Genomic DNA, 14,129 nt, shown 5'->3' with positions numbered 1-14,129 from the left:
CACACAAAGGCCCCTTCTTGGGGCCTTTGTCGTTTTAAACGGCGCTATGCCCCCGGGCCATATAGCACAGCGGCGCGTTTCTCGAATGCGCGCACCACCCGCTGCATCGCCTCGTTAAATACGACACCGATGATCTTTTGCAAAATCGCATTCTTGAATTCAAAATCGACAAAGAAATGTATCTTGCATCTGCTGTCGCCGATGTCCTCGAACCCCCAGTTCGACTTCATATACTTGAACGGGCCGTCCAGATATTCGGTGTCGATCTTTTTGGTCTCTGGCCACAGGACAACGCGGCTGGTGAACCGTTCACGAAACACCTTGAAACTGATGACAAGATCGGCGTCCATCACCTCGTGATCGCCCTTGTCCTCACGGCTTTTGATCCGCGCGGCGGCGGTCCAGGGTAAAAATTCGGGGTATGACGCCACATCGGCCACCAGATCATACATCTGTTGGGCGGTATACGGCAGCTCGCGGGTCTCTGAATGGGTAGGCATTGATTTCCATCTGTCATGAAGTTAGCCCTTATGAAATCTTAACTCCTCCTTTTTCAAGGTAAAACCCATGACAACGCGACCATATGTCATCGACGAAATGATCTCGGCCAAGGCAATTGCCGCGCGGATCGAAACCCTGTGCCGTGAAATTCAGACCGAATTCGAAGGCACTGAAAAGCTGACAGTTGTCGGTTTGCTGCGCGGGTCCTTCGTATTCATCGCTGATCTTGTGCGTGAACTAAACCTGCCCATCGAAGTCGATTTCCTAGAAGCGTCCAGCTATGGCGATGGTATGGAAAGCACGCGGGAAGTCCGCATTCTCAAGGACTTGCGCGGCGCAATCGAAGGCCGTGACGTATTGGTCGTCGAAGATATCGTCGATACGGGCCACACCCTACACCACGTGCGCAACCTGCTGCTGTCGCGCGAACCTGCGCGGCTAAAAACCATCGCATTGCTCGACAAACCCAGCCGCCGCGAGGTGGACATGAAGGCCGACTGGATCGGCTTTGAAATTCCCGATGAATTTGTCGTGGGGTATGGCATCGATTACGCACAGCGCGACCGCAACCAGCCGTTTATCGGCAAGGTCCGCTTTACATGAACATCGCATGGCTGATGCGCATGAGACGTTGGGTGCAAAATCCGCCCTCGGCCAGTCGCGTTAAGTTTGTCTTTGCGGTCGTACTGGCCGGCGCGTTGATCTTTGGCGCAGAATATTTTGGCTACTGGCCTGAATGGGCCACGACCGAACGCATCAAGAAACCCTTCTGATTCTTCCAAATGGCAAAAAATCCCGGGGAGTTTGAGGGGCAGTGCCCCTCATTCTCGGGAATGAGTTTGAGGAGCAGCGCCCCTCACTATGGTTTTTGAGATTGCGGGGCAGCGCCCCTTATCTTCAACCCAGCTTCGCCAACCGCGCCGCCTGCAAGCGCGCAAAGTCGTCGCCCGCGTGATAGCTGGACCGAGTTAACGGCGTCGCAGATACCATCAAGAATCCCTTGCCGTAGGCCGATTTTTCATAGGCGGCGAATTCATCAGGGTGCACAAACCGGTCCACTGCGTGGTGCTTTGGCGTCGGCTGCAAATACTGCCCAATGGTCAGAAAATCGATATCTGCCGCGCGCATGTCTTCCATAACCTGCATCACGGACTGACGGTTTTCGCCCAAGCCCACCATGATGCCAGATTTGGTGAACATGGTCGGGTCAAGCTCTTTCACCCGTTGCAACAGGCGCAGCGAATGGAAGTACCGCGCACCGGGGCGGACTTCGGGGTACAGCCCGGGGACCGTTTCCAGATTGTGGTTAAACACGTCCGGCCGCGCCTCGACCACGGTTTCAAGCACCTTTGGGTCACAGCGGATGAAATCGGGTGTGAGAATCTCGATCGTGGTGCCCGGCGACCGTTTGCGCACGGCGCGGATGGTTTGTGCGAAATGCTCTGCCCCGCCGTCTTCGATATCGTCGCGGTCGACGCTGGTGATGACCACATGGTTCAGCCCCAATTTAGACACCGCATCGGCGACGCGCCCGGGCTCGAAGATATCAAGAGCTTCTGGCGGGCGCCCCGTGGCGATGTTGCAGAAGGTGCAGGCGCGGGTGCAGACCTCGCCCATGATCATCATGGTGGCGTGGCCTTGCGACCAGCATTCGCCGACATTCGGGCAGCCCGCTTCTTCGCAAACCGTGACCAGTTTGTTCTCGCGCATGATCTTGGCGGTATCTGCATACCCCTTCCCACCCGGTGCCTTTACCCGAATCCAAGACGGCTTTTTCGGCTGTGGATTATCGGGGCGTCGGGCCTTTTCAGGGTGGCGCTGCTCGGGGATTTTCAGGTCTCGCATGATCAGGCTCCGTTGGGAATACGCCCCTTATGTAGTCGCTTCGCGCGGCGCATGAAAGAGGGAGTTCTCATCCGCAGGACAGCCTTGCGTGTCGCCACGATTTCAAGCCCATTGGTCAGCCGATCATAGCACTGCCCGGTCCAAGCGTTTCGACATAATGTTTGCGCAACCGCATAAGCGCAATGCGCAGCACAATTTTGCCAGATCGCGCAGACCAGCCAAGACGTTTTTCCGCGGTCTCCAATCCCTCAAGGTAACAGCAGCACCGCAGCACAATGTCCGACAGTCCCGGCCCCAGATCTGCAAGCGCTGATCCGACGCGTGCCCGGGCCGCAGAGGGCGCACTGCCTTCAAACGAGACACTGTCCCCCTGCCCGCCCGGTGCCAGAAACCGGTCCCAATTCTGGGTCACGGCCTCGCCCATTTGCGCCAGCTCAAAATCTTCACGCAGGCGTTCGCCTGCCTGTACCAGATTATCTGACAGGAACGGCGCGCCGTGAGCATCACGACGGCGGGCCAAAGCAGCCAAGGGGCTCTCCGCAAGCGTATAGCGCAACCGCCGCGCGGTCTTTTGGAGGGCGCCCGCAGGCGGTGGCGTCGCGGCGAAAGACGTCTGTTCCTCGCAAAACTCGGTCCCGAGTGCCTCTGGCGTCGCCTTCGCCAGCATATCCTCTAGCGCGTTCCGTCCCGCAGCGGTGATATGATAGCGCAAGATGCGCCCTTCGCCATCGGTGGCGATCCAGCCGTTCAACGCCATCGCTTGTGCTACGCAGCGATCCACGACTGCCGTGCGCGTCTGCGCGCCCTCAGGCCCGTTGCGCACCACGACGCCTTTGTCCATTTCGGCAGCGACAGCAAGCAGGGCACCCGTTTCACGCAAACGGCGCAAGATCCGCTGTGCTTCGCTGGTCAGGGTTTCGTCATCGGGCATCATCGGTTGTGCACTGTTGTTCATCGCAACGGGCTCCTGCATGGGGTGGGTTTTACAGCGGCTGACCTGCCCCAGAACATCCAGAGCATCATCCACCAGCGGATCGTCGCGCCGCGTTTCCAGCCGACGGATCTGGCGCAAAATTGTCGAGGCATGGCATTCCGCAGTTCGCGCTAACGCCCGAATAGGGTGCCCCATCTCTATATGAGACAGGTAATGCCGCGCGGCGTCGGGCACCCATCCCGGCAATTCGGTCCCGTCTGGTCGTGTATTCAGTATTTGCGTCATGCACTGTCCTTTCCAAAAGCAGCGTGGATATCCACAGATTTATCCACAGTAGCAAAAGGTTAATTGGTTATGGATTTGTTAATATATGTGGCCCAACCCCATAATTGTTTCCAAATGGTAAACACTCGTAACCACGTCGCACGGCGAGTGGTCCCGCTGCGCAACACGCGTGGTTTGGGTGGAATCCTTAGTGCGTTAGGCCGCGTCTATTCGGGGCTTCAGGTCATTCAAGGATATGAATTCATGCAAGATATTATGACGCGGCTTGGCAACATCCACCGCCCTGCCATTCTTGTTCGTGCTGCTAATATTGGCAAAGACGGGTATCGGCGCGGGCCACTCTTGCGTCGTATTTTGGGGCGCACCGCCCTACCTCGCAGCGCCGTCGCGCTGTTGCAACTGATCGAGATCGAAGCAGACCTGAACACCAGACGTAAAAAGACGGACGCAGGTTATAACCTGGTCCGTCATATCGAAGTCATGATCGCGATTGTCGCTGAAGCAGAGCTTTTGCGCGCCACCCCGCGCAGCGCGCCTGATTGACCGCCTACATAAAGCTGTCGGGTTCGGCTGCCTTGCGGTTAGCGACAAAGGCATCCAGCGCCGCGCGGGTATCAGGGTCCATTTCGGGCTGCACATAGTCGCCCAACAGCTTTTCAACCCGCGCCGCCGCCAGTGCTTGCGTATCGCGCGCGCCTTCGTCCGACCATGTCTCGAACGGCTTGTAGTCCAGCAGGTCGGATTTCCAGAACGCTTCCTTAAAGTTGGCTTGGGTATGGGCGCAGCCCAGATAATGCCCACCGGGACCAACTTCGCGGATCGCGTCCATTGCTTGCGCATTTTCATCAATCTGCACGCCACGTGCCAGATGGTGCAAAGCGCCCAATTGATCGGCATCCATTACAAACTTCTCGAACGACGCAACCAGTCCGCCTTCCAGCCAGCCGCAGGCGTGCAGCATAAAGTTCACACCCGATAGCAGCCCCATGTTCAGGCTGTTGGCTGTTTCGTACGCGGCTTGCGCATCGGGCAGCTTTGACCCGCAGAACGACCCCGAAGACCGGAACGGCAGGTTCATCCGCCGCGCCAGTTGCCCCGCACCATAGGTGATATGCGCGGCCTCCGGCGTCCCAAAGGTTGGCGCGCCCGAATTCATGTCGATCGAGGTCACAAACGCCCCAAAGATCACCGGTGCGCCTTTGCGGATCAGTTGGCTATAGGCGATTCCGGCCATGACCTCTGCCAGAACCTGGGTCAACGTCCCCGCGACGGAAACCGGCGCCATCGCACCGCCAACAATAAAGGGCGAAATGATCGAGGCCTGATTGTTTTCGGCGAAAACCTTCAGCGCCCCCATCATCACGTCATCAAAGGTCAGGGGCGAATTGATGTTGACCAGCGATGTCATGACCGTGTTCTGGTCGACAAAATCGGCCCCGAACAGGATCTTGCACATATCCACCGAATCCTGTGCGCGGCTGGGTTCAGTCACCGACCCCATGAACGGCTTATCACTCAGCGTCATATGCGCGTGCAACATATCCAGATGGCGCTTGTTCACGGGCACATCCGTCGGTTCGCAAACTGTGCCGCCAGAATGGTGCAGCCATTTGGACATATAGCCCAGCTTCACGAATTTATTGAAATCATCCATCGTTGCATAGCGACGGCCACCGGCCGTATCGCGCACAAACGGCGGGCCATAGACCGGTGCCAGCACCAGATTGCGCCCGCCGATCTCGACGTTACGGGCGGGATTGCGGGCATGTTGGGTAAATTGCGACGGGGCGGTCTTGCACAGTTCGCGCGCCAGCCCACGTGGAATACGCACACGGTCGCCGGTCACCTCGGCCCCGGCCGCGCGCCACAGCGCCAAGGCCTCTGGGTTGTCAGGAAAGTTTACGCCGATTTCTTCCAATACTGTATCGGCATTATATTCGATGACCTCCAGCGCTTCTTCGGTTAGCACCTCATAGTTGGGGATGTTGCGTTCGATGTACTTTGCTGTCTCGAACGACACAGCCGACCGCGCTGCCCGCCGTGCTGCACCGCCACCACCGCGCCCGCGTCTTGCTGATTCCGCCATGAGGTATTCCTTTTCGCCAAAACTGAGGTCTAGCTACCCCATTCGCGCAGCGGCCTTTACGCGGATTACGGCCTTAAAGGTCAAAAACCGACATCGTGATCCGCCGCCCGTTCATTTTGCTAAATAAACTCCGGGGGTCTGGGGGCTGGCCCCCACTCCACTCTTGCCACGAAGGCCATCCGCCCATAATCAGACTGCATGACAGATATCTCCCATGACCGCCTTCTCATCATCGACTTCGGCAGCCAGGTCACCCAGCTGATCGCCCGCCGTTTGCGTGAACTTAATGTGTTCTGCGAAATCCACCCGTTCAACACGGTGGATGATGCCTTTCTCAAGGATTTTGCGCCCAAGGCGGTGATCCTGTCGGGGGGGCCGTCCTCGGTCTTCGCCGAAGGTGCGCCGATGCCACCGCAATCGGTGTTCGAGCTTGGCGTGCCGATCCTTGGCATCTGCTATGGCCAACAGGTCATGATGCATTGCCTGGGCGGCAAGGTTGAACGCGGTCACGGTACTGCTGAATTCGGCCGCGCCTTTGTGACACCATCCGAGGCTCGTCTTGAGCTACTCGAAGGCTGGTTCCTCACCGAAAAAGAACAAGTCTGGATGAGCCACGGCGACCACGTCAGTGCCATCGCCCCCGGATTCGAAGTCTATGGCACCTCACCGCATGCGCCCTTCGCGGTGACCGGTGATGTATCGCGCAATTTCTACGCTGTGCAGTTCCACCCCGAAGTCCACCACACCCCCAACGGCGCACGCCTGTACGAAAACTTTGTCCGTCTCGCGGGCTTCAAGGGCGACTGGACAATGAGCGCCTATCGCGATGAAGCCATCGCGGCGATCCGCGAGCAGGTTGGCGATCAAAAGGTCATCTGTGGTTTGTCCGGCGGAGTCGATTCCTCTGTCGCTGCCGTGCTGATCCACGAAGCCATCGGCGACCAGCTGACATGCGTGTTTGTGGACCACGGCCTGCTGCGCAAGGGCGAAGCCGAAGAAGTCGTAACCATGTTCCGCGACAACTATAATATGCCGCTGATCCACGCGGAAGAGCAGGAGCTTTTCCTTGGCCAGCTTGACGGCGTCTCGGACCCGGAAACCAAGCGCAAGATCATCGGCAAGCTGTTCATCGACGTGTTCCAGAAGCATGCCAAAGACGTCGGCGATGCGACCTTCCTGGCGCAGGGTACACTTTACCCCGATGTTATTGAATCGGTGTCTTTCTCGGGCGGTCCTTCCGTCACGATCAAGTCGCACCACAATGTCGGCGGTTTGCCCGAAAAGATGGGGCTGAAGCTGGTCGAACCTTTGCGCGAACTCTTTAAGGACGAGGTGCGCGAGCTCGGCCGCGAGCTGGGGCTGCCGCCGTCGTTTATCGGGCGTCACCCCTTCCCTGGACCCGGCCTCGCGATCCGCTGCCCGGGCGAAATCACCCGCGAAAAGCTGGACATCCTGCGCGAAGCCGATGCGGTCTATATCGACCAAATCCGCAAACACGGGCTTTATGATGATATCTGGCAGGCCTTCGTGGCAATTCTGCCCGTGCGCACCGTCGGTGTCATGGGCGATGGCCGGACTTATGATTTTGCCTGTGCACTGCGCGCGGTGACATCCGTCGACGGGATGACTGCGGATTACTATCCGTTCACCCATGAATTCCTGGGCGAGACAGCGACGCGGATCATCAACGAGATCCCCGGTATCAACCGTGTGACCTACGATATCACGTCGAAACCTCCCGGGACCATTGAATGGGAATGATCTGAATGGCTGTGATCGGCCGCATGACGAAGATGCCTCCGGCGGGGATTTTTTTCCATTTGGAAAATAGACCGTGACGCCCACGCTAAGGGCAGCTTTGTGGATGATGGGGTCGATCACGTCGTTTTCTGCGATGGCCGTCGCCGGGCGCGAGCTTGGCGGCCACCTCGATACCTTCGAGATCATGATGTATCGGTCACTGGTCGGGGTGATCACTGTCGTCACGCTGGCCAGTTTGTATGGCACATGGGGGCAGATCAACCGGCGGAACTTCGGGATACAGATCGGGCGCAATCTGGCGCATTTTACCGGACAAAACCTGTGGTTTTATGCAGTCACGGTGATCCCGCTGGCGCAGGTGTTCGCGCTTGAATTCACGTCTCCGCTTTGGGTGATCGTGCTGTCACCCTTTATCCTTGGCGAACGGCTGACCAAAGTGCGCGCCTTGGCAGCGGTGCTTGGATTTGTGGGCATCCTATGTGTCGCGCGCCCCACGATCGCTGGTCTGAACACGGGGGTAATTACCGCCGCCTCATCGGCGATCTTCTTTGCGCTGACGATCATGCTGACCAAACGTCTGACGCGCAGCCAGACGATCACCTGCATCCTGTTCTATCTAACGGTAACGCAGCTGGTCTTTGGGGTAGTCATGGCTGGTTATGATGGGGAAATTGCGGTGCCGGATACCGCGCAGATGCCATTGCTGTTGTTGATCGGGATTGCGGGGCTTTTGGCGCATTTCTGTTTGACCAACGCGCTTTCCATTGCGCCCGCGACGGTGGTCGTACCAATTGATTTCATCCGCCTGCCTTTGATTGCCGTAATCGGGATGCTGGTTTACGCCGAGGCCTTGGATATCTGGGTCTTCATCGGTGGCGCGATAATCTTTGCAGGCAATTATTTGAACCTTTGGGTCGAAGCACGACGCGTTGCGTAACGAAACTGCAACAGTTTTGCGACAGCCCCGCTGGCTTCCCCTTGGTCAAGAATTGACAGATTGACGCACCCTGCCGTTCAGTTGCTCTATAACTTGTAGCCGCGACCCCGTGGCTGCATCGCTTCTGGGGAGGAGTATTCTACGATGACGTATCGAGTAATCGCAATGGCAGCCCTGTTGGGCAGCGCGTCCACGGTGCATGCGGGTGGCATCGACAGGTCTGGTCAGTCGATCACGGCCCTGTTTGAGAGCGGCCGCTATGCTGAATTTAGCCTTGGGTCGGTGTCCCCTGACACGTCAGGTGTTGGTGCAGGGCCTCGGTCTGCTGCCGCGCCGACGCCGGGTGCGAATTCCGGCAACATGACGGACAACTTTCTGACCTTTGGTGCCGCTTACAAGGCCGACATCAATGATCAGCTTTCCTATGCAATCATCTATGACCAGCCCTTTGGCGCTGATGTGGATTATCCAGCCGGCACTGGCTATTTTGCCCAAGGGTCTAAGGCTGAATTCAATAGCAATGCCCTAACCGGTCTGCTGCGGTACAAAATGCCGAATAATTTTAGCGTACACGGCGGTATTCGTGTCCAGACAATCGAAGCGACAGCTACTCTTCCAAATCGCCCTGCGCCGGGAGCAACTTACAATGTCGAGGGAGATCGTGACACCGGTGTCGGCTATGTCGCAGGTGTCGCCTACGAAAAGCCAGAGATCGCTATGCGCGTATCGCTGACCTATAGTTCAAAGATTAAGTACGATGTTGATACTGTCGAGCGCGTAAACGGCGCAACGGTTTCTACTCGACCAACGCATATTGAAACGCCGCAGTCGGTTAACCTCGAATTCCAAACAGGTATTGCGGCGGACACACTGGTATTTGGCGGCGTTCGTTGGGTCGATTGGTCATCGTTTGAGATTGCCCCCTTTGCTTTCGGCGGCGGTACTGGAAATCCTCCACTGCTGAGCTATGAAGATGACGTATATACCTACAGCCTAGGTGTCGGTCGCCGCCTGAACGACACATGGTCCGTCGCCGCAGTTGCTGGCTATGAAAAATCCAACGGTGGTTTCTCGAGCGACCTCGGCCCGACTGATGGCAACAAGAGCCTCGGTCTGGCAGCGACCTATACCCGCGACAGCATGAAGATCACGACGGGCATCCGTTACATCAACATCGGCGATGCGGAAACAACGCTCGGGGGCGGGCAAACAGCAGCGGTCTTCGAAGACAATGATGCCGTCGCAATCGGCGTAAAAGTCGGCTTCACGTTCTAAGCCCTACCACACCGAACCCGATGTCAGCCCGCCGCAGTAATGTGGCGGGCTTTTTCGTGAGAATGCGGTCACTGGCGTCTTGTGTCTGGCTGCGGTACTCATTGCGAAACAAGACGTTCCAAGGATGACGACCGATGCTTTACCCCTCTGCCGCTGCGTGGCGTGCTGCGCCGCATAAACATGTGCTGGTCTTTGGCATGTCGGGTCTGGGCAAGACGCATATGGCCCATTTGTTGCGGCAGTCGGGCGATTGGTTCCACTATTCCATCGATTACCGGATTGGCACCCGCTACTTGGGCGAAACCATCGCAGATAACGCCAAGGCCGAGGCGATGAAGGTGCCTTTCCTGCGCGATCTGTTGCTGAGCGATAGTATCTATATCGGGTCCAATATTACCTTTGATAACCTGTCGCCTGTCGCCACCTGGCTGGGAAAACCCGGTGATCCGGCCAAGGGCGGGTTGCCCATGACGGAATATGCGTCGCGGCAAGAGGCGTTCAAACAGGCAGAGATCGCGGCGCTGCGTGACACTGGTTACTTCGCCCGCCGCGGCGAGATGCTATATGGATACCCGCATTTCATCTGTGACACCGGCGGGTCGATCTGCGAATGGGTGGACCCCGACGACGACAATGATCCGCTGATGCAAACGCTTTCGGCGGAATGTCTGCCGGTCTGGATCAAGGGCGACGATGCCCACACCCAAGAGCTGATCCGCCGTTTTGATAAAGCGCCCAAACCGATGGCCTACCAGCCCGAATTCCTGCTGCGTGTCTGGCAGGAATATCTAAATGAAAACAACTGTCAAGAGGACGATGTTGATCCGGATGCCTTTATTCGCTGGACCTACGCCCAAGCCTTGGCTCACCGACAGCCCCGCTACGAGGCGATGTCGCGTTGGGGCGTAACGGTGACTGCGGATCAGGTGGCCCAGCTCAGGTCCGAGGATGACTTCGTCGATCTGATCGCGGGGACGTTAGGCGCGTGACCCTTGGCGCCCTTTGTGCGGGCGCTTATCTAAATGCAGCGCAGAGAATTCAAGCAATGACCCAAGACGTGGAATACTGACATGCCGATTAAACTGCCTTCAGACCTGCCTGCCTATGACGTGCTAACGCGCGAGGGTGTCATGGTGCTGGACGAGGAAATGGCGGCGCGTCAGGATATCCGTCCGCTGCGTATTGCCTTGCTCAATCTCATGCCCAAGAAAATCCAGACCGAGAACCAGTTCGCACGGCTGATCGGGGCGACACCGCTGCAAATCGAATTCAGCCTGATCCGCATGTCGGACCACCAGTCACGCAATACCGCCGCCGACCACCTTGAAAGCTTCTACCGGCCCTTCGAAGAGGTCACGGATGAAAAATTCGACGGTCTGGTCATCACCGGCGCGCCAATCGAACATCTTGATTTCGATGATGTCACCTATTGGGAAGAGCTCACCCGCGTCTTTGACTGGACGCAAACCAATGTCCATTCGACCTTTGGCGTCTGCTGGGGCGGCATGGCGATGATCAATTATTTCCACGGCATCAAGAAACACCTGCTGGAAGATAAAGCGTTCGGGTGCTTCCGGCACAGCAACCTTGAGCCGTCGTCACCCTACCTGAGGGGATTTTCGGACGATCTTGTGGTGCCCGTCAGCCGCTGGACTGAAATGCGCGCAGCAGAGGTCGACGCGGTGCCAAGCCTGACAACCTTGCTCGGCAGCAAGGAGGTCGGCCCCTGTCTCGTTGAAGATGCCGGCCACCGCGCGCTGTATATCTTTAATCATCTCGAATATGACCGCGACACCTTGAAGGACGAATATGACCGGGACGTCGCCCAAGGCACGCCGATCAACGTTCCGTGTAATTACTATCCCGACGACGATCCCACACAGGTGCCGCTGAATCGTTGGCGCAGCCACGCGCATCTGCTCTACGGCAATTGGATAAACGAGATCTACCAGACGACCCACTATGACCTGAACGACATCGGTCGTGGCTCATTTGGGACGTAGCATGCTGTTTAGTCTGACGATTATTGCGGTTGTGCTGGGGCTGGTCATCTTGGTGCAATGGCGGGCCACTACGCGCGAGGCCGCAGCCGACGCTGCCTATCCCCCGATTGGCGAGTTAATCGATATCGATGGCGTCACGGTGCATGCTAGGGTGCAAGGCGGTGGGCCGGATCTGGTACTGATCCACGGGGCCTCTGGGAACATGCGGGATTTCACCTTTGATATGGTGGACCAGCTTGCCGACCGCTACCGCGTTATCCTGTTCGACCGTCCGGGGCTCGGTTGGACCGACAACCTGCCCCAACATGCGGGCGCATGGAATGCCACCGCAGCGACGCCGCACGAACAGGCCACACTGTTGCAAAAGGCAGCGGACCGCCTTGGGGTGAGCAATCCGATCGTCTTGGGCCACAGTTATGGCGGGGCGGTTGCGCTGGCATGGGGGCTCTTGCGTCCCGATGAAACGGCGGCGCTGGTGCTCGCCTCGGGCGTGTCAGAGCCGTGGGAGGGTGATCTTGGCTGGCAGTACAAGCTGACAGGGTCTGCCTTTGGGTCAGGCATCGTGATCCCGTTGGTCACCGCCTTTCTGCCCCAAGGGTTCATCCGCGCCAGCGTCAACGCTATCTTTGCACCACAAGATACGCCCGACGGTTACAACGATCATATCGGCACAGGTCTGGCCCTTCGCCGAACCTCCATGCGTGCCAACGCACAGCAGGTAAACACCTTGCTGCCCGAGATCAAAAAGATGGTCGCACAATATGCCACGCTGACCATGCCGATAGAACTGGTCCACGGGACAGCAGACACCATCGTCCCGCTAGAGGTACACGCCGCCATTGCGACCCCGCAACTGCCCGATGCAATACTGACCACCCTGCCCGGGATCGGCCATATGCCGCAACATGTCTCTCAACCCGAGGTTGTCGCGGCCATCGACCGCGCGGCGACACGTGCGGGTTTGCGCTAGGGCGCAGAACGCTCCATAAGTTAGGGTGAACAGGATTTTTGAGGAGGCCCCCATGGACCTGCCCTTTGACGGTGCGATCAGCGCCTATTTCGAAAACGACGCCCCCGCGCCGATCAACAAAGCGATCAAGCGTGCCGATAAGGATGACATCCTCAGCAACAGCTACCCCCATTGCGAACGTCTGGGACGCAAGCAGTATGACCGCGAAATGGACCGCGTTCAGATCGAACTGGTCAAACTGCAAGCATGGGCCCGCGACACCGGCACGCGCATCGCAATGATATTCGAGGGGCGCGACGCGGCAGGCAAAGGCGGCACCATTGCGCGGTTCCGTCATAATCTGAACCAACGCGCAGCTCATGTAGTTGCCTTGCCGAAACCCACCGAAACCGAAGCCGGACAGTGGTATTTTCAGCGCTATATCAAGCACTTGCCGACGGCAGGCGATATGGTTTTTTTTGACCGTAGTTGGTACAATCGCGGCGTTGTCGAACCGGTGTTCGGGTTTTGCACCGACACCGAACGAGAGGCGTTTTTCGAACAGGTCGTGCCGCTTGAAAAGATGCTGGTGGACGACGGGCTTCATCTGTTCAAATTCTGGCTGAACGTCGGCCGCGGCGAACAGCTGCGCCGGATGCTTGCGCGCGAACACGACCCGTTGAAACAGTGGAAGCTCAGTCTGATCGATGTCAAAGGCTTGGCAAAATGGGATGAATACAGTGCCGCGATCAAAGAGACCTTGCAGCGCACCCATACAGCCCGGACACCTTGGACCGTGATCCGCTCTGACGACAAACGTCGCGCGCGGCTGGCCGCCATTCGTACCGTGCTGCATGCCTTTGACTACGCCGATAAAGACCCAAAGGCGATTGGGACCATTGACGACCAAATTTGCGGTGCCCCCGATATCTGGGATGCCTAAACGCGGCTATCACCACGGCAACCTCCGACAGGCGCTCATCGACGGCGCGCTAAAACTGATCGAAGATCGCGGCCCCACAGGGTTTACGCTGTCAGAGGCGGCAAAGCAGGCGGGCGTGACCCCCGCCGCCGTCTATCGCCACTTCGAAGGCCGCGAAGACCTGATCGCTGAAGGCGCGCTGCAAGGGTATCATATCTTTGCCGAACTGATGGAGGCGGCTTATCAATCCGGCCAACCCTCGGCGTTAAAGGCGTTCGAAGCGACAGGCCGTGCCTACCTCGCATTTGCCCGCGATTACCCCGGCCATTACATCGCAATGTTCGAAAGCGGTATCTCGGTCAACCGCACGCCCGATCTGGCCGCTGCAGCGGCGCGTGCCAGTGGGGTGCTTGAGCAGGCCGCGAGCGATCTGAGCCAGCATATCCCTTTCGAAAAACGACCGCCAGCATCCATGTTTTCGGCCCATATTTGGGCACTGAGCCATGGCGTGGTAGAACTTTTTGCGCGCAACTCTCCGGGGCGTGCGTCACCCTTTCCAGCAGATGAACTGCTGGAAAGCGGCATCGGTATCTACCTTCGAGGCCTCGGCCTGATTGGCCCGGACGACTGA

At 57.9% G+C, this 14,129-nt stretch carries 15 protein-coding genes; 11 read left to right on the top strand and 4 right to left on the bottom strand.

Translation table 11 applies throughout. The features are described 5' to 3' along the window. Window positions 1–44: 44 nt before the first annotated feature. Entirely contained in the window at window positions 45–500 is a 456-nt protein-coding gene (locus BLQ98_RS04850) for a type II toxin-antitoxin system RatA family toxin (RefSeq protein ID WP_093732218.1), read from the bottom strand. Between the two features lie 67 nt (window positions 501–567). Between BLQ98_RS04850 and hpt the strand changes: the two genes are divergently transcribed. Both hpt and BLQ98_RS18220 read left to right on the top strand, forming a co-directional pair. Beyond that, window positions 568–1,104, top strand: coding sequence for a hypoxanthine phosphoribosyltransferase (hpt, locus tag BLQ98_RS04845; RefSeq protein WP_093732217.1), 537 nt, complete (start codon window positions 568–570; stop codon window positions 1,102–1,104). Beyond that, on the top strand, window positions 1,101–1,274 hold the full coding sequence (locus tag BLQ98_RS18220; RefSeq protein WP_167354508.1) for a hypothetical protein: 174 nt from the start codon (window positions 1,101–1,103) through the stop codon (window positions 1,272–1,274). The genes hpt and BLQ98_RS18220 overlap by 4 nt, the downstream gene beginning before the upstream one ends. 124 nt (window positions 1,275–1,398) lie before the next feature. On the opposite strand, the gene lipA is transcribed toward BLQ98_RS18220, so the two are convergent. Continuing rightward, complete coding sequence (gene lipA, locus BLQ98_RS04840) at window positions 1,399–2,346, bottom strand: lipoyl synthase (protein WP_093732216.1); 948 nt, start codon at window positions 2,344–2,346, stop codon at window positions 1,399–1,401. A gap of 115 nt (window positions 2,347–2,461) precedes the next feature. Next, the gene (locus BLQ98_RS04835; RefSeq protein WP_093732215.1) at window positions 2,462–3,565 is read right to left on the bottom strand and encodes a DUF6456 domain-containing protein; all 1,104 of its coding nucleotides are present in this window, start codon (window positions 3,563–3,565) and stop codon (window positions 2,462–2,464) included. A gap of 243 nt (window positions 3,566–3,808) precedes the next feature. On the opposite strand from BLQ98_RS04835, the gene BLQ98_RS04830 reads away from it, so the two are divergent. Beyond that, window positions 3,809–4,108, top strand: coding sequence for a DUF6477 family protein (locus tag BLQ98_RS04830; RefSeq protein WP_093732214.1), 300 nt, complete (start codon window positions 3,809–3,811; stop codon window positions 4,106–4,108). A gap of 4 nt (window positions 4,109–4,112) precedes the next feature. Here the strand turns inward: BLQ98_RS04830 and BLQ98_RS04825 are convergent, their stop codons facing one another. Further along, window positions 4,113–5,651, bottom strand: coding sequence for a trimethylamine methyltransferase family protein (locus BLQ98_RS04825; RefSeq protein ID WP_093732213.1), 1,539 nt, complete (start codon window positions 5,649–5,651; stop codon window positions 4,113–4,115). A 198-nt stretch (window positions 5,652–5,849) separates the two neighbouring features. Between BLQ98_RS04825 and guaA the strand changes: the two genes are divergently transcribed. The 8 genes from guaA (at window position 5,850) to BLQ98_RS04785 (ending at window position 14,129) form a co-directional block, all read left to right on the top strand. Continuing rightward, complete coding sequence (gene guaA / locus BLQ98_RS04820; RefSeq protein ID WP_093732212.1) at window positions 5,850–7,412, top strand: glutamine-hydrolyzing GMP synthase; 1,563 nt, start codon at window positions 5,850–5,852, stop codon at window positions 7,410–7,412. A 103-nt stretch (window positions 7,413–7,515) separates the two neighbouring features. Beyond that, the gene (locus BLQ98_RS04815) at window positions 7,516–8,349 is read left to right on the top strand and encodes a DMT family transporter (RefSeq protein WP_093732211.1); all 834 of its coding nucleotides are present in this window, start codon (window positions 7,516–7,518) and stop codon (window positions 8,347–8,349) included. A 144-nt stretch (window positions 8,350–8,493) separates the two neighbouring features. Then, window positions 8,494–9,624: an OmpP1/FadL family transporter gene (locus BLQ98_RS04810; RefSeq protein WP_244148371.1), complete on the top strand. Its 1,131-nt coding sequence runs from the start codon at window positions 8,494–8,496 to the stop codon at window positions 9,622–9,624. A 134-nt stretch (window positions 9,625–9,758) separates the two neighbouring features. Further along, on the top strand, window positions 9,759–10,613 hold the full coding sequence (locus tag BLQ98_RS04805) for an ATPase (RefSeq protein WP_093732209.1): 855 nt from the start codon (window positions 9,759–9,761) through the stop codon (window positions 10,611–10,613). A gap of 81 nt (window positions 10,614–10,694) precedes the next feature. Next, window positions 10,695–11,627, top strand: coding sequence for a homoserine O-acetyltransferase MetA (metA, locus tag BLQ98_RS04800; RefSeq protein ID WP_093732208.1), 933 nt, complete (start codon window positions 10,695–10,697; stop codon window positions 11,625–11,627). A 1-nt stretch (window position 11,628) separates the two neighbouring features. Continuing rightward, window positions 11,629–12,597, top strand: a complete 969-nt coding sequence (locus BLQ98_RS04795; RefSeq protein ID WP_093732207.1) for an alpha/beta fold hydrolase — start codon at window positions 11,629–11,631, stop codon at window positions 12,595–12,597. A gap of 52 nt (window positions 12,598–12,649) precedes the next feature. Then, on the top strand, window positions 12,650–13,519 hold the full coding sequence (gene ppk2, locus BLQ98_RS04790; RefSeq protein ID WP_093732206.1) for a polyphosphate kinase 2: 870 nt from the start codon (window positions 12,650–12,652) through the stop codon (window positions 13,517–13,519). Continuing rightward, complete coding sequence (locus tag BLQ98_RS04785) at window positions 13,512–14,129, top strand: TetR/AcrR family transcriptional regulator (RefSeq protein ID WP_093732205.1); 618 nt, start codon at window positions 13,512–13,514, stop codon at window positions 14,127–14,129. The genes ppk2 and BLQ98_RS04785 overlap by 8 nt, the downstream gene beginning before the upstream one ends.

The organism is Sulfitobacter litoralis, from assembly GCF_900103185.1.
GTDB lineage: Bacteria > Pseudomonadota > Alphaproteobacteria > Rhodobacterales > Rhodobacteraceae > Sulfitobacter > Sulfitobacter litoralis.
The sequence above is the reverse complement of the archived record's forward strand: the minus strand, read 5'-3'. Positions and strand labels throughout refer to the sequence as shown.

What these genes read in the sequence shown, in the direction of transcription:
- BLQ98_RS04830 (WP_093732214.1), top strand. Translation starts at nt 3,809, where the DNA reads ATGCAAGATATTATGACGCGGCTTGGCAACATCCACCGCCCTGCCATT.
- guaA (WP_093732212.1), top strand. Translation starts at nt 5,850, where the DNA reads ATGACAGATATCTCCCATGACCGCCTTCTCATCATCGACTTCGGCAGC.
- BLQ98_RS04795 (WP_093732207.1), top strand. Translation starts at nt 11,629, where the DNA reads ATGCTGTTTAGTCTGACGATTATTGCGGTTGTGCTGGGGCTGGTCATC.
- BLQ98_RS04850 (WP_093732218.1), bottom strand. Translation starts at nt 500, where the DNA reads ATGCCTACCCATTCAGAGACCCGCGAGCTGCCGTATACCGCCCAACAG.
- BLQ98_RS04805 (WP_093732209.1), top strand. Translation starts at nt 9,759, where the DNA reads ATGCTTTACCCCTCTGCCGCTGCGTGGCGTGCTGCGCCGCATAAACAT.
- BLQ98_RS04815 (WP_093732211.1), top strand. Translation starts at nt 7,516, where the DNA reads ATGATGGGGTCGATCACGTCGTTTTCTGCGATGGCCGTCGCCGGGCGC.
- BLQ98_RS18220 (WP_167354508.1), top strand. Translation starts at nt 1,101, where the DNA reads ATGAACATCGCATGGCTGATGCGCATGAGACGTTGGGTGCAAAATCCG.
- BLQ98_RS04810 (WP_244148371.1), top strand. Translation starts at nt 8,494, where the DNA reads ATGACGTATCGAGTAATCGCAATGGCAGCCCTGTTGGGCAGCGCGTCC.
- BLQ98_RS04785 (WP_093732205.1), top strand. Translation starts at nt 13,512, where the DNA reads ATGCCTAAACGCGGCTATCACCACGGCAACCTCCGACAGGCGCTCATC.
- hpt (WP_093732217.1), top strand. Translation starts at nt 568, where the DNA reads ATGACAACGCGACCATATGTCATCGACGAAATGATCTCGGCCAAGGCA.
- BLQ98_RS04825 (WP_093732213.1), bottom strand. Translation starts at nt 5,651, where the DNA reads ATGGCGGAATCAGCAAGACGCGGGCGCGGTGGTGGCGGTGCAGCACGG.
- ppk2 (WP_093732206.1), top strand. Translation starts at nt 12,650, where the DNA reads ATGGACCTGCCCTTTGACGGTGCGATCAGCGCCTATTTCGAAAACGAC.
- lipA (WP_093732216.1), bottom strand. Translation starts at nt 2,346, where the DNA reads ATGCGAGACCTGAAAATCCCCGAGCAGCGCCACCCTGAAAAGGCCCGA.
- metA (WP_093732208.1), top strand. Translation starts at nt 10,695, where the DNA reads ATGCCGATTAAACTGCCTTCAGACCTGCCTGCCTATGACGTGCTAACG.
- BLQ98_RS04835 (WP_093732215.1), bottom strand. Translation starts at nt 3,565, where the DNA reads ATGACGCAAATACTGAATACACGACCAGACGGGACCGAATTGCCGGGA.